This is a genomic window from uncultured Brachyspira sp., assembly GCF_944390845.1.
Taxonomy (GTDB): domain Bacteria; phylum Spirochaetota; class Brachyspiria; order Brachyspirales; family Brachyspiraceae; genus Brachyspira; species Brachyspira pulli.
Window position 1 is genome coordinate 26,728 of record NZ_CALXRM010000013.1, and the last position, 15,113, is coordinate 41,840.

16 protein-coding genes are annotated in these 15,113 nt (G+C 25.9%); 2 read left to right on the forward strand and 14 right to left on the reverse strand.

Annotated elements, in window-relative coordinates; all coding sequences use genetic code 11:
• Nucleotides 1-6 precede the first annotated feature (6 nt).
• The 5 genes from Q0K52_RS04275 to Q0K52_RS04295 all read right to left on the reverse strand — a co-directional run bounded on the left by Q0K52_RS04275 (nt 7) and on the right by Q0K52_RS04295 (nt 6,140).
• Nucleotides 7-180 (reverse strand): type II toxin-antitoxin system HicA family toxin, encoded by a 174-nt coding sequence (locus Q0K52_RS04275; RefSeq protein WP_297296822.1) that lies wholly within the window; start codon nt 178-180, stop codon nt 7-9.
• Entirely contained in the window at nt 161-376 is a 216-nt protein-coding gene (locus tag Q0K52_RS04280; RefSeq protein ID WP_297296824.1) for a type II toxin-antitoxin system HicB family antitoxin, read from the reverse strand. The genes Q0K52_RS04275 and Q0K52_RS04280 overlap by 20 nt, the downstream gene beginning before the upstream one ends.
• A 58-nt stretch (nt 377-434) precedes the next feature.
• Nucleotides 435-1,697: a tetratricopeptide repeat protein gene (locus Q0K52_RS04285; RefSeq protein ID WP_297296826.1), complete on the reverse strand. Its 1,263-nt coding sequence runs from the start codon at nt 1,695-1,697 to the stop codon at nt 435-437.
• 311 nt (nt 1,698-2,008) lie between these two features.
• Entirely contained in the window at nt 2,009-4,462 is a 2,454-nt protein-coding gene (locus tag Q0K52_RS04290) for a tetratricopeptide repeat protein (RefSeq protein ID WP_297296828.1), read from the reverse strand.
• Between the two features lie 25 nt (nt 4,463-4,487).
• Nucleotides 4,488-6,140, reverse strand: coding sequence for a tetratricopeptide repeat protein (locus Q0K52_RS04295; protein ID WP_297296830.1), 1,653 nt, complete (start codon nt 6,138-6,140; stop codon nt 4,488-4,490).
• A gap of 301 nt (nt 6,141-6,441) precedes the next feature.
• Between Q0K52_RS04295 and Q0K52_RS04300 the strand changes: the two genes are divergently transcribed.
• Entirely contained in the window at nt 6,442-7,455 is a 1,014-nt protein-coding gene (locus Q0K52_RS04300; RefSeq protein WP_297296832.1) for an alpha-hydroxy-acid oxidizing protein, read from the forward strand.
• A gap of 801 nt (nt 7,456-8,256) precedes the next feature.
• Here Q0K52_RS04300 and Q0K52_RS04305 read toward each other — a convergent pair.
• Together Q0K52_RS04305 and Q0K52_RS04310 are read right to left on the reverse strand one after the other, a co-directional pair.
• Nucleotides 8,257-8,898 carry an ankyrin repeat domain-containing protein gene (locus tag Q0K52_RS04305; protein WP_297296834.1) on the reverse strand — a complete coding sequence of 214 codons (642 nt, stop codon included), beginning with the start codon at nt 8,896-8,898 and terminating at the stop codon, nt 8,257-8,259.
• Nucleotides 8,899-9,000: 102 nt separating this feature from the next.
• Entirely contained in the window at nt 9,001-9,621 is a 621-nt protein-coding gene (locus Q0K52_RS04310) for a class I SAM-dependent methyltransferase (protein ID WP_297296836.1), read from the reverse strand.
• A 144-nt stretch (nt 9,622-9,765) separates the two neighbouring features.
• Here Q0K52_RS04310 and Q0K52_RS04315 point away from each other — a divergent pair, with 144 nt between their 5' ends.
• Nucleotides 9,766-10,335 carry a phosphatase PAP2 family protein gene (locus Q0K52_RS04315; protein ID WP_297296838.1) on the forward strand — a complete coding sequence of 190 codons (570 nt, stop codon included), beginning with the start codon at nt 9,766-9,768 and terminating at the stop codon, nt 10,333-10,335.
• 431 nt (nt 10,336-10,766) lie between these two features.
• Here the strand turns inward: Q0K52_RS04315 and Q0K52_RS04320 are convergent, their stop codons facing one another.
• The 7 genes from Q0K52_RS04320 to Q0K52_RS04350 all read right to left on the reverse strand — a co-directional run bounded on the left by Q0K52_RS04320 (nt 10,767) and on the right by Q0K52_RS04350 (nt 15,048).
• On the reverse strand, nt 10,767-11,438 hold the full coding sequence (locus Q0K52_RS04320; protein WP_297296840.1) for a hypothetical protein: 672 nt from the start codon (nt 11,436-11,438) through the stop codon (nt 10,767-10,769).
• A gap of 234 nt (nt 11,439-11,672) precedes the next feature.
• Nucleotides 11,673-12,161: a leucine-rich repeat domain-containing protein gene (locus Q0K52_RS04325; RefSeq protein WP_297296842.1), complete on the reverse strand. Its 489-nt coding sequence runs from the start codon at nt 12,159-12,161 to the stop codon at nt 11,673-11,675.
• The gene (locus Q0K52_RS04330) at nt 12,148-12,609 is read right to left on the reverse strand and encodes a hypothetical protein (protein WP_297296844.1); all 462 of its coding nucleotides are present in this window, start codon (nt 12,607-12,609) and stop codon (nt 12,148-12,150) included. Before Q0K52_RS04330 ends, Q0K52_RS04325 begins: the two co-directional genes overlap by 14 nt.
• Nucleotides 12,584-12,751 (reverse strand): hypothetical protein, encoded by a 168-nt coding sequence (locus tag Q0K52_RS04335; protein ID WP_297296846.1) that lies wholly within the window; start codon nt 12,749-12,751, stop codon nt 12,584-12,586. Before Q0K52_RS04335 ends, Q0K52_RS04330 begins: the two co-directional genes overlap by 26 nt.
• 11 nt (nt 12,752-12,762) lie before the next feature.
• The gene (locus tag Q0K52_RS04340; protein WP_297296848.1) at nt 12,763-12,975 is read right to left on the reverse strand and encodes a hypothetical protein; all 213 of its coding nucleotides are present in this window, start codon (nt 12,973-12,975) and stop codon (nt 12,763-12,765) included.
• Nucleotides 12,976-13,030: 55 nt separating this feature from the next.
• Entirely contained in the window at nt 13,031-14,461 is a 1,431-nt protein-coding gene (locus Q0K52_RS04345; RefSeq protein WP_297296850.1) for an SGNH/GDSL hydrolase family protein, read from the reverse strand.
• Nucleotides 14,462-14,487: 26 nt separating this feature from the next.
• On the reverse strand, nt 14,488-15,048 hold the full coding sequence (locus Q0K52_RS04350; protein WP_297296852.1) for a GNAT family N-acetyltransferase: 561 nt from the start codon (nt 15,046-15,048) through the stop codon (nt 14,488-14,490).
• Between the last annotated feature and the right edge of the window lie 65 nt (nt 15,049-15,113).

The window sequence follows — 15,113 nt, forward strand, 5'->3', positions numbered from 1 at the left end:
TTAGTTTTAATAATTTTTCAAAAGTCCTATTTTTAAATCATCATTTTTATGTACTGATACAGATATTCTCAAATCACTGCCAGATTTTATATAAATATAATGACTTCCATTAATTCTTTCGAGTATCCAACCATGAGTTTCTAATAATTTGCAAAACTTTTTACTGCTTATAGTTTTCATAATATACATCAATAGTTTTTATCATGTTTTCTTTAGAATATTCTTCAATATCAACAGAAAGACAGCCTTCGATAGCCTCTTTAATATTTGATTCTAATTCTTCCATAGTATCAGCTTGAGTAAAACACCCCTTTATAGATGGAACTTCTGCCCAGAAACCATCTTCATCTTGATGAACAATAACTTTAAAAATCATAAAAATACCTCTTGAAAAATTATATTTTATTTTAATAAAAAAACAATATATTACAACTTCATTTCAAACCATATTCTTCTTTAGTACGTTTTACATTTTCTCTGGCACATTCATTGCTAGGATCTAATTTTAAAGCCTTCTTATAATCTTTTAATGCCTCTTCATAAAGACCTAAATTTTCCTTAGTAAGGCCTCTGTTATTATAAGCATCTACATAATCAGGTTTTAATTTTATAGCCTTATCAAAATCTTCTATAGCTTCTTCATAAAGGCCTAAATTATCTTTGGCATTTCCCATATTATTATATGCAAAAGCATAATTAGGATTTAATTTTATAGCTTTATCATAATCTTTAATAGCTTCTTCATAAAACTCTAAATTATATTTTGCATTACCTCTGTTATTATAAGCATCTGTATTATCAGGTTGTAATTTTATAGCCTTATCAAAATCTTCTATAGCTTCTTCATAAAGGCCTAAATTATCTTTAGCATTTCCCCTATTATTATATGCAAGAGCATAATTAGGATTTAATTTTATAGCTTTGTTAAAATCTTCTATAGCTTCTTCATAAAGGCCTAAATTATCTTTGGCATATCCCCTATTATTATATGCAAGAGCATAATTAGGATTTAATTTTATAGCTTTGTTAAAATCTTTTATAGCTTCTTTAGAAAATCCCAACTCATCTTCTAATAATCCTTTATTATTATAAGCATCAAATAAATTAGGATCTATTGATAAAGCTTTATCAAAATCTTTTATAGCTTCTTCTAAAAGTCCTAAATCACTTTTAAGAAGTCCTCTATTATAATAAGCATAAGTATAATCAGCTCTTAACTCTATAGCCTTATCATATTCTTCTATATCTTCTTTTAAAAGTCCAAGTTTAGTTTTGGCAATAGCTTTGTTATAATAAGCATCTGCCATATTAGGGTTTAACTTTATAGCTTCATCATAATATTTTATAGCTTCTGCATATTCTCCATTAGCACTTTTATAAATACCTTTAGAATTATAATCATGATAATCAGTAAGATCGTTTAAACGATCAATATCAACTTCTTTCTTATTATCAACTATATTTGTAAAACTGACTATAAAATGTTTTTTATCTGACATTATTTTATTTAATTCTTCATTAAAAGTTTTTGCTTTGTCATTGAAATCATCAAAATCAGAATAATTTTCTGCATCAATATTATTTAAAAAATCATTAAATTCATCTACACATTTATTTAATTCTGTTTTTAAATTTTCTAATTTGTTTTTAGATTCTTTTAAATGTTGTCCGAATAGAAAATTAGTCATTGTTGCCATTTTTAACTCCTATAACTATTTATTATTAATATATAAGTTACAATTTTGTATACGATACAATTATATCATAGTATATACCTAAACAACTATATTTTGTCAATTTTCACCTTTTTATAAAATAAAAGATTATCTAATATTTAAGAAATATGTTTTACATGTAATATAGATTTATTGATTTTGTATAATAATAAGTTATCAGCCGCACGTATAAAGAACATTCATTAAGAATAAACGATACCGTGCGGGTTGCCACTACGGCTAGTAGTTGACAAAATTAAAACAAAAAATAAAACAGCTGCTAATATTATAATTTATAAAGTAATATTATTATCCTTACAAAATTCAGATGCCAAATCTATATTGGTAAATTCATCTTTTATAATATCTTTAAATACCATAAGATTAAATTCATCTTCTAAAGCTAATTTATAAGATTTTTCCAAATCATTCAATGCTGACTTTTCTAAATCAGTATAATTTTTTGATGAAGTAATTTTTGATATAATTTTACTAAAAAATGATTTCTTCTCATCTGCTTTATTTTCTACATTAGTTTCCTTTGATAAAAGAAATTTCTCTTTAGCTCTTAAAATATATAAAAACCAATCATTATCATTTAACTCGATAGCTTTATCATAATTTTCAATACTTTCTCTATACTTATGTAAATAATCATAACATAAAGCTATTTCACTGTAATAGTTAGGATTATTCGGATCATATTCTATAGCTTTATTCAAATCATTTATAGCTTCATCATAATTCTTTAAATACTTTTTAGAACAGCCTCTATAATAATAAGCACTGCAATGGTCAGGCTTTTTATTTATAATAATATCAAAATCTTTTATTGCTTCATCATATTTTAATGCTCTGTATTTAGTGTATCCTCTTTCATAATAAACATCAAAATTATCAGGATACATATTCATAACTTTATCATATATTTGTAAAGCTTCTTCATATTTATTCATATTAGATAAACAAAAGGCAATATTATAATAAGCATTAAGTTTATCAGGATTTATCTCTAATACTTTATTATAATATTCTATAGCTTTATCATATATAGTTTGTCTTGAATATATAAGTCCAATATTAAGATAAATATCTGCCTCATCATAGCTTAATTCTAATGCTCTGTTAAAATCTTCCAAAGATTTTTCATAATCTTCTAAACTCATTTCAGCAAGTGCAATATTATAATAAGCTAAACTATAATCAGGCTTTATTTCTAATGCTTTTTTATAATAGTCAATAGCTTCTTGATAGTTTCCTAAATTATGTTTAATAAGTCCTAAATTAATATAAGCAGATGAATATAGAGGATTTATTTTTAATGCATTATTATAATATTGAATAGATCTTTCATAATCGTACATTTCATAATATGATAAACCAATATTATAATAGGCACTAACCATATAAGTATTTAATTCTATGGCCTTATTAAAATTTTTAATAGCTTCTTCGTAATCTTTTTTATAATGATATACTAAACCAATACTATTATATATTTCAGCATTATTAGTATCTATATCCAAAGCCTTATTCAAATAATATAAAGCTTCATCATATAATTCTAGTTCCATTTTTATCAAAGCTATTTCATTATAAATTGTAATATCAGTATCATCTATTTCTAGTATTTTATTTAAACAAGATAAAGCTCCGTCATAATCTTTTAAAGCTCTTTTTACTAAAAATATTTTGAAATAAGTATCTGCACTATTAGGATAAATTATAAGTGCTTTTTCTAAATATTCCAAAGCTTCATTATTTAAATCCAATTTATGCAAAGCAAAAGCAATATCATAATATGCATCAATAAAATTAGGATTTATCTCTAATGCTTTTTTAAAATATTCTACAGCTTCCTCCATATATCCTGCATCAATTTTTATATTACCTATTCTATCATAAACATAAATATCATCAGGATACATTTCTAAAATTTTATTTAAATATTCATTAGCTTCATCATATAGTTCTAAATCTAATTTTATAGAATAAATTTTTAAATATGTTTCAATATTACCAGGATCTATTTCTAAAGCCTTATTTAAATAGGATAAAGCCTCATCATCAAATTCACCAGCATGTTTTATCAAAGCAATATTATGATAGGCATTAATTAGATTAGGATTTATCTCTATAGCCTTCTCATAATATTTTAAAGCTTCAGTAATTTCATCTAAATTATATTTACATAAACCAATATAGTTATATGCCATGCTTGCTGTATAATTTTTATCTAATTCTACAACTTTATTAAAATCATTTATAGCTTCTTCAAATTGGGATAAATAAAACTTACATAATCCCCTATTATTATAAGAATTAACATTATCAGGAAAATCAGCTATTACTTCATCATAAATATTTATAGCTTCTTTATATTTTTTCATGTAAAGATAACATATTCCTATATTAACGAGAGAATCAATATCATTATTATCTATTTGCAAAACTCTGTTAAAATCTTCTATAGCTTCTTCATAATTACCTGAATTTAATTTTGCAAAACCTCTGTCATAATAACTTCCAGTAGTATCATCACCCAATTCAATAGCTCTGTCAAAATCTCTTATGGCTTCTTCATATAAACCTAAATTTAATTTTGATAATCCTCTATTATGGTAAAGATCATAAGAATCACCATTATAAAATATAACCTTATCAAGATATTCAATGGATTTTTCATACTCTTTATTTTGATATGCTTCTTTAGCTTTATCCAATAATTCTTCAATACTGTTATTCATAATACAATTTCCTATAAAACTAATTTTATTTCAAGCCATGTTCTTTTTTAAGATTTTCAATATTACTAATTGCATATTTATTATTAGGATCTAATTCTAAAGCTTTTTTATAATCTTTCAAAGCTTCTTTATATAGTCCTGCATTTTTCTTAACCCAGCCTCTATCATTATATAAATAAGAAGTATTTGGTGATAATTCTATAGCCTTATCATAATCCTTTATAGCTTCTTTATACTGTCCTAATTCATCTTTAGCACTTCCTCTATTACCATAAGCATTTGTATAATTAGGAGTCAATTCTATAGCCTTAGTATAGTCTTTTATAGCTTCTTTATATAATCCTAAACTGTATTTAGTAAGTCCTCTATTATTATAAGTATTGCTGTCATCTGGGTTTAACTCTATAGATTTATCATAATCTTTTATAGCTTCTTTGTGTAATCCTAAATCATTTTTAGAAAGACCTCTATTATTATATGCTTCACTATAAGTTGGTCTTAATTCTATAGCCTTATCATAATATTTAATTGATTCTTTTAAAAGATCCAAATCATATTTAGCACTTCCTATATTATAATAGGCTTCTGGATTATCAGCACATAAATCTATAGATTCTTCATAATCTTTTATGGCTTCTTCATACATTCCTAAACTGCTTTTAGCAAGCCCTCTATTATTATATGCATCGCTATAATTAGGATTTAGATATATAGCTTTATCATAATATTTTATAGCTTCTTTATATAACCCCAACTCTCTTTTTGCATTTGCTATATTATAATAAGCAGTTGAATAATTTTCATCAAATTCTATAGCCTTATCACAATCTTTTATAGAATCTCTGTATAAACCTAAACAATATTTAGAATAACTTCTGTTGCAGTAGGCATAATAATAATTAGGATTCAATTCCAAAACCTTGTCAAAATCTTTTATAGCCTCTTTATACAATTCCAAACAATTTTCTGAAAATCCTCTGTTATTATATGCATCAATAAAATTAGGATCTAACTCTATAGCTTTATCATAATCTTTTATAGCTTCTTCATATAATTCTAAATTTGTTTTTGCAAATCCTCTATTATAATATGCATTTTTATAATTTTTACTTAATTCTATAGCTTTGTCATAATCTTTTATAGCTTGCTCATACATACCTAAATTACTTCTAGCTAGACCTCTATTATAATAAGCGAATGCATAATTATTAATCAATTTTATAGCTTTATCATAATATTTAATAGCTTTTGAATATATACCTGAATCGTTGTTATTAATTCCTTCAGTATTATAATAAAAATATTCATCTAAAATATCAAAATCGTCAATACTTATTTCATCATCTTCATCATTAAACATAGTTTTATCATAATAAAAATCAAGTATAATTTTTTCGTATACATAGCTTCCTTCTTCATGATTCTCTGTATAAAACGTTTCAAATATTTTATTTAATTCATCATTAAAAGTTTTTATTTTACTATTAAAATCATCAAAATCAGAATAATTTAATGCATCAATACTATCAAAAAAGTCACTGGCATCAGCTATAATTTGTTTTGCTTCTTTTCTGAGATCTTTCCTTAAATCTCCAATTTCCTCATCTTCAAAAGATTCTAATCTGATTTTGCAGCCTTCTATATATTTATTAAATAGATAATTATATATTCTCAGCATTTACGACTCCTATCATAGTTTATTAATTTTCCATAAATTATAATATTATAATACAAAAATAATTTAACACCATATAAAATTATTATTAATAATGCATACTAATTTTATTATTGTATTTCATACAAATAAATGTTTAAAATGTAATATAATCATTTATAATATTATAAAATTATTACATAAATAATATATTTTCATAAAACCAAAGTATATTAATAATTTACTTGTTTTATTTTTTATATTTAGTATTATTATTGCGGTAAATTATTATCACAGTTTAATTATTAAATATCGGAGGAATTTTATGACATATAAAGAAATTATAGAAGCTGCAAAAGACTGTATGGGATTTTGTAAGGCATGCCCAATATGTAATGGTAAAGTATGTAAAAATAGTATGCCTGGACCTGGTGCAAAAGGCATAGGAGATGTTGCTATTAGAAATTATGATAAATGGAGAGAGATAAGACTCAATATGGACACAATATGTTCTAATGAAGATGTTGACACTTCTTTTGAGTTATTCGGTAAAAAATTTAAATATCCTATATTTGCTGGCCCTGTAGGTGCTGTTCAGCTTCACTATGGCGATAAATACACAGAAGAAGAATACAATGATATATTAGTAAAATCTTGTGCGGAAGCAGGAATTGCAGCTTTCACTGGCGACGGTACTAATCCAAATGTAATGATTGCAGCAACTACTATGATAAAAAAACAAAACGGTGTAGGAGTGCCAACAGTTAAGCCTTGGAATATAGATGTTATAAAAGAAAAAATGAAATTAGTTGCAGATTCAAATGCTTTTGCTGTTGCTATGGACGTTGATGCTGCTGGACTTCCTTTCTTAAAGAATCTTACTCCAAAAGCAGGAAGCAAAACTGTAGATGAATTAAAACAAATAAAAGAAATTGCTCAAAGACCATTCATAATAAAAGGAATAATGACTGTAAAAGGTGCTAAAAAAGCTGTTGAGGCTGGAGCCGATGCAATAATAGTATCAAATCATGGAGGACGCGTACTTGATCAATGTCCTTCTACTGCTGAAGTTTTACCTGAAATTGCTGATGCTGTTAAAGGAAAAATAAAAATATTAGTAGACGGCGGTATTAGAAATGGTACTGATATATTAAAAGCTATTGCTTTAGGTGCTGACGGTGTTGTTATTGCAAGAACTTTTGTAATAGCTGCTTACGGCGGAGGAGAAGAAGGAGTTAAATCTTATGCCGCTCAATTAGGTGCAGAACTTGAAGATGCTATGACTATGTGCGGTGTTCACAGCTTAAAAGAAATTACTAGAGATATAGTAAGACTTTAATTTTATTTACTATAATTTTTATAATTAAACAAACTCAATATACAAGAGTAACTCTCTTTATATTGAGTTTATTTTTTATTAATATGCTTTTTAAAACCTACTTAATAAAACTGTATAATTTTTTTAATTATAATTTTAATATATACTGAAACGATTTCATTTTGCCGACTACTGCACATTATGTAATATTATCAACTTTTTTTCCGCACAAAAAAGTTGCAAAAAACGCAATTGCTAGAACTTTATATTAAAAATATATGTATTAAATGTATGGTATAACCTAGATTTAGACTAAAAATGCAGTTTTTTTGGTTCTTTTATACCAATAAAAGAACTGGGGTATGGGGCAAAGCCCCAGATATAAAAACAAAAATATAAATTTATTTTTGACAAAATATAGTTGTTTAGGTATATACTAAAAATTTTAGAGTTTGTCAAAAAATACAATTTTAAATTTAGGTTATTTGTGGGGACTAGCCCCACCGCTCTGCGTACTTCGTACCCCCAGTTCTTTTGCGACTGAAAGGAGTGCCTGTGGCGTGGCACAAAGAACCTATATCCTCGGCTGGCTCAGATACGCTTCGCGAAAGACTGCATTTTTGACACAAATCTTGGTTTTACTTCACATTTCAAACAAAACTTAATAATATTTTATACTATTAATAAAGAAAAATTACATTTACGAAAAAGTAAAAATTGACAAAATATAATTATTTAAGTATATATTAAAATTATAATAAAAAATACAATAACCTTATATATAATTTTGTTATGTAGTTTTTAAACAAGTATGTTTTTTAATTAATTGTTTTCAAGCATTCTTATAATATTTGAATTACCTGATTCTAAGGCATAATCTAATGCAGTAAAGCCGGATATATCTTGTATAGTTGTATCAGCATTATGTTTTAATAATATATTTACTATTTCTTCATACCCTTTTTGAGAAGCTCTTATTAAAGCAGTACGCCCGTCATAACTTTTTAGATTTATATCAGCATTATGAGCTAATAGAATATTAACTATTTCTGTGTATCCATTTACAGAAGCCTCTATCAAAGCAGTACGGTCATTATCACATTTAATATTTACATCAGCATTATGAGCTAACAACATATTAACTATTTCAGTATTTCCTTTTGAAGAAGCAAGCATCAAAGCAGTTTGTCCGTCATAGTTTTGAATATTTACATCAGCATTATGAGCTAATAAAGTATTAACTATTTTTGTATATCCTTTTGATGAAGCTTCCATTAAAGCAGTGTATCCGTATTCATTATCTTTCATATTTATATCAGAATTCAATTTCAATAATATATTTACTATACTTTCATGTCCTTTTTTTGAAGAAACAATTAATGCATAAGACGATACTTCTTTATAAAAAGAACAGCTTACCAATATAAAGAATAATGCTGATAAAATTAATAATAACTTTTTCATATAATACCTTTATTGTTTTTATATCATCATAAAAAATAAAAATCAATATAAAATTATAAAGATATTAATAAACATCAATATGTTTTAAATTAATAAAGCATATCATTTTTTCCCTATAACAGAATATATAAATCCTTTTAATTGTTTTTTCTCTATTATTTCAAATCCATTTTTAATCATTCTTTTTGATATAGCTTCTTTATTTTCTGTATGACAATCACCGCTTTTCATCAAAGGAAATAAAATATTATTATCTATCCAAGCAGCTATGCCTCCTACTCCTGTATCGGATAATATATAAATACCGCCTTTTTTAAGAATACGGTAAACCTCTTTCATAGCTTCATTTGGATAAGGATAATGATGAAAACTTTGTATACATGTTACTACATCAAAACTATTGTCATCAAATGGAAGTTTATCTGCACTGCCCAAAACAAATTCAGCATTTCTTATATTTTTAGATTTTGCCATTTTTAGCATTTCCTCTGATAAATCAAGTCCGTAAAATAATGTATTATCTTTATATTGAAGTAAATTTATTAAATATCCCGTTCCGCATCCTACATCTAAAAGTTTATTATAATCAATATTTTTTAAATATTCTGATACATAATTGCAGCTTATCTTTCCAAATTTTGAATAATATACTGTATCTTTTTCATCATAAATACCAGCTTGTTTATTAAAATGTTCTTTGGATAATCTTTCATAGTCTTTCATAACATACTCCAATCAATAATATTTGTTAGATTATTCTAACATTTAAAATAATAAAATCAATAAATATTACAATAAATAAAATTAACTGTTATACTTGAAATAAAACTATCTGATAAAAATACAATTTAAAAGAGAATATAATTTATGGAAATAATTAATTTATTTGATGATACTATAATAAAGTTCGCTAATAGCCTGCATACAAATTACAAGGCATTAGACTTTTTCTTTTCTGCTATAACCAATTTAGGCGAAGCATTGCCTTTAATGATTATAACTATAATATTAATATTTATAAAAAGAACAAGATTCTGCGGTATAAATATGGCAATCAGTTTATTTGTATCTATAGCAATAGGAGCATTTATATTAAAGCCTTTAATAGCCAGAGAAAGACCTTTTATGGATCCTATTTATAATGAATATTGGATAGCTGTTGGAAAGCATTTAGAAACTTCTTTTTCCTGTCCTTCATCGCATACTACTGCATCTTTTGCCGCTTTATTCCCGCTATTTTTAAACTTCAATAAAAAATATAGTTTTATATTTATATTGATAGCTTCATTAATAGGTTTCTCAAGAGTTTATTTAGTAGTTCATTATCCAAGCGATGTATTACTTGGAGCATTGCTTGGAATAACTGTTTCCAGTATTACTTATATAGTTTTAAACAAATTGGAAGTAAAAGATAGATTAAAAAGTTTAAATATTTAAAGTTATTATAAATATATTACTGACAATTTTTAAATTTGTAAATGTATTGTCAACTGATACACTTTATATAAATGTTATCTACTTTTTTGCCGCACACGCTCTGCGGACTTCGTCAAAGTAGCAAAAAACGCAATTACTAAAACTTTATATTTTAAGAATATGTATTAAATATAGTGTAATACCCTAGTTGTAGGTCAAAAATGCAGTTGTTCGCAAAGCGTATCCGATCTTGTCGAGGATATAAGGTTCTCGCCGAAGGCGGGCTGTGCCTTATACCAATACCTTACAGTACTTCCTTCGGTCGTAAAAGAACTGGTGTTTTGCGTAAGCACGCAGAGCGGTGGGCAAAGCCCCAGATATAAAAACAAAAATATAAATTTATTTTTGACAAAATATAGTTGTTTAGGCATATATTAGAATTATATTTAAAATTATAAAATATCTTCTACTTCTATTACTTCGCTTGATTCCATAAAATTATTAATAGTTAATAGTTTTACAGAAACAGAACCATCATTCGATAATGCTTTTGCCACAAAAGAATAATTAACACCTTTTACAACCTGATTTGCTACATAAAGTTCTTGAGTATATTTTATGTCTTTTATATCTTTAACAGCATTTTGAAATATTTTTATTAAATCATTAGCTTCTTTTGAATTTGAAATATTAATCTTTGCCTCATCAGAAGAAGTACATACTATACCGCCTACTTCGCTTTGACTGCTTTCTATAATTTTATCAAGCTTCACTATAGATATTTCATTATCAGCTGATACATTACAAATTATAATTTCATAATATGGAAGTGCTGAAGGATACACAACAGTACTTCTGCATATAAAAGCATGATTTACACCATTAACAACCTGACTTCCAAGATAAAGCATTAATTCTCTTTTTACACCTAATAATTGTTTTGCAGCGATTGAAAAAACATCTTTTATATTATCATCTATAGAATTAACTTGTTTTGGATTGATATCCCAAGCTCCTACCTTTACTTCAGTTTTTACATTTTCTTTCAAATTATTATTATCCGATTTTTTAGAACATGATATCAAAGATAAAATTAACATTAATAATATTATTATTTTACTCATATTTGTTTCCTTAAAAATTAGTAATATATAAAACAGTTTATACAAGAAATAGAAATAAAACAATCAAAAAAAGTTTATGAAATTATGTATTTTTTGATTATTTAATATTATTTTATCAAGTATATATGTATTTTATATAATAGTCAAATATGTATCGTAAAATAATAACATTATCATTAATTATTATTGTTTTCTTATATCAGTGAATGAACCGCCTAAAAAAGTTTTCCAACCTTAATCTTTCTCATTTTCAGCATTAGGAACTATTAAAGTTGTAAGTTTAGAACATTCTATAAATACATCTCCTATATTATTGATAGTATTAGGTGTTGTACCTAAATAAGTAAGAGTAGTTAATTGTCTAGAGAATGCAAATGCCATACTGCCTATTGATTTTATAGAAGCAGGTATTGTAAGCTCTGTAATGCTGCTGGAATCAAAAGCAGAATCTCCTATTGATTCTAATGAAGAAGATAATTTTAATACTTCTATAAATGATCCGCTGAATGCCCCCATTCCTATTGATTTTACAGAATCAGGAATTATTAATTCTTTCAATGCTTGAACATATAAAAAAGCCTGATCACCTATAGATTGAACACCATTACCTAGAGTTAATTTTTCTATGCTTTGAGAATTTTGAAATGCCATTTCTTTTATTGTAATTACTGAATCTGGAAGTGTTATCTCTTTTGTATTATATAAACTATCAAAAGACCTCATTTCTATAGTTTTTTTTATCTGTTGGAAAAGAAAAACTAACAACTATATTTTCAGCATTATCAATAATATTTCCAGAAAACATACCTGTTTTTACAGAACTATCTTTAAAATCAATATTTTTTAAATCCAACTCTATATTCATACTAGTATTAACTTTAACTGCTGCTTTTAAAACTAAAGTATATAAAGACTCATTAACATCTTGAGTATAATCTTTAGGAGTACCTGTTAATATTACTCTATATGAATTCTTTTCAGAAAAATAGGCTTTTAAATTTTCTTCTATTTTTTGACTTATTACTGCATCTTCCTGACTTATGTCTATACCGTATTTTTTTATTAATAATTCTTCTTCGGTTGGACCTGTAGGAGGTGTAACTCCTGAATTATCATCGTTATTACTATTATCAGGAGATGTAGCATTATTTGAACATGAAACCAATACCAATAAATATTATTTTATATTCACGCCCTTCTTTCTTACATTCTTCTAATCTAGTTTTTATTTGTTCTTTTATTAAATTATCTTCTTGAGAAATATCTATTCCATATTTAATCGCTTCTGCATCCAAAATAGGATAAGGAGCCATTAAAGGAGGTTCTATATCAGTCCAAGGTATATCTGGTATTTCAGTACCGCCGCCGCCTTCATTGCACCATCTCCGCCGCTTCCACCATCACCGCCACCAGTATTGCCTCCATCTTCTGTACCATTACCGGAATTACTGCCATTACTGCTTGGAGATATAACTGATGCTGAGCATGATACAAATATCAATGCTGACATAAATATTAATAAAATTTTTTTAATCATACTATTTTCCTACTTTAATGTACATTATTGTAATTATAATAAAAAGTATACAAAATTAATAATCTCTTTCTATTACTTCGCTTATTGCATCATTAGTATAAGGCAAATCAAAGAAATCAACTACTTCAGAAGTGATATTATCATATACTATTATATTAACCCCATTTGTAGTTTTTCTCAAATTGCTTCTGCTTATCATTATTCTGCTTCCGCTGTCAACTACTAAATCATTATATTTATTAAGTTCTTTATGATAAAGATAATTAGTTTCACCCATTGAAGAAAATACTAATTTATTTTTATCTATAACATAAGAAACATTATTAGTATACATTTCATTAGTTATATTAAAATTAGAGTATAATCCTTTTACAACATTATCATTTGTAGAATATTCACCAAGCATATTTATTACTATAGTATAATCATTAAGATTAGTTATTTTTGTAATATAATCATGAATATTATCTATATCTCTTAAATTCATATCATAAACTTTATTATACTCATATAAAGCATTTTTCTCCCAAGTGTCATAATTTGTATCGCCCCTTCTGTCAGGCAAATCAAAATTATCTTTTAAATATTTACCCAAGAAAGAAGTATATTTCTGAACTCCTTTATAATTTAAATGTCCTGAATCATTATAATCAGTCCAAAAATCTAAATCATAATCATCATAATAATGATTGAAATTCATAAAAGGAACATCATATTCTTTTGCTATCTCTCCTACCCTATTAAAATGTCTAGCCTCATCATCAGTCATAGGAAACGGAGAAGCTATTACAACAATAGGAATATTATTTGTCTTAGCTAATTCTAATATTTTTCTATAATAAGTTTCCTGTTCTTCAAGTAATGGCAAACTATCTTTAATATTTTCTATATCCGGCCTTTGTACTGGGAATGTTTTATTATGAAAAGAATATCCCTTAAAATATTTATAATGATTATAATTATTGGCATAAGGTATAAAATCTTCATCTTTTAAATCTTTGTATCTGTTATGATATCTATACATAGGATTAATAAATTCATCAAATCTTTCTGCAGCTGTTACTTTTAGAGATTCAACTCTATTTTTTGACCATTTTAATGAATAAGTAGCTGCCACAATTTGATAATCTACAACATTAGTTCTGCTTGCTGCAACAATATAAGACTCTAATGCAATTAATTTAGGCTTTTGATATTTTAATACTTCTACTAAATGATGATATGTACTCCAAATAGGCTGACTTCCTGAAGTAAAATTATAAGCTGCTATACCATATTCATTATACAAAATAGCAGGATTAATATTATAATGAACATGGCTGCTTCCCATAAACATAACATCTATGCTGTTAGTTCCCTGTTCGTAAAAACTGTCACCCTGATATATACCATTCTCATTTTTGAATCTTAAAACTCTGCCTGAACACCAAAGTAATGTAATAAATATCACTATAAAACAAATAATTTTTATCGTATTTCTTATCATATTATAAACAGCCTATTATTAAATTATTAAACTTGATTAAAATACTCTTTACTCAATATAGAATAAATTGCAGCATCAACAAGTCCTGTATTATCCCTATAAACGCTTCTTAATACACCTTCTTTTTTTAATCCGCATTTAAGCATCACTTTACCAGAGTTTATATTATTAACATTGTGAGCCGCTTCTATTCTATTAGCTTTAACTTCTTCAAAAAAGAATTTAATAATCATAGAAAAAGCCTCTGATGTAATGCCTTGATGCCAATATTTCCTTGATATGCAATATCCTACTCTAATACAATCTATATTATCATTTGCATCAACGGATCCTATACTTCCAAGCAAGAAATTATTCTCTTTTAGTACAATAGCCCATTGATAAAAATCTTTATAACAGTATTGACTAGTCCATTCAGTTAAAATTATTCTGCTTTCCTCAACATTTTTATGAGTTCGCCAAATTAAATATTTAGTAACTTCATCATCGCTAGCCCAATTATTATACATATCCTCTGCATCTTCTATTTTAAATCTTCTAAGCAATAATCTTTCACTTTCTAATTGTATTGTTCCTTTATAGTTCATAATTTTCTTCACAAAAAATATTTTTTTATAATTTTTTTTATTATTTATTAAGTAATCAACCACAT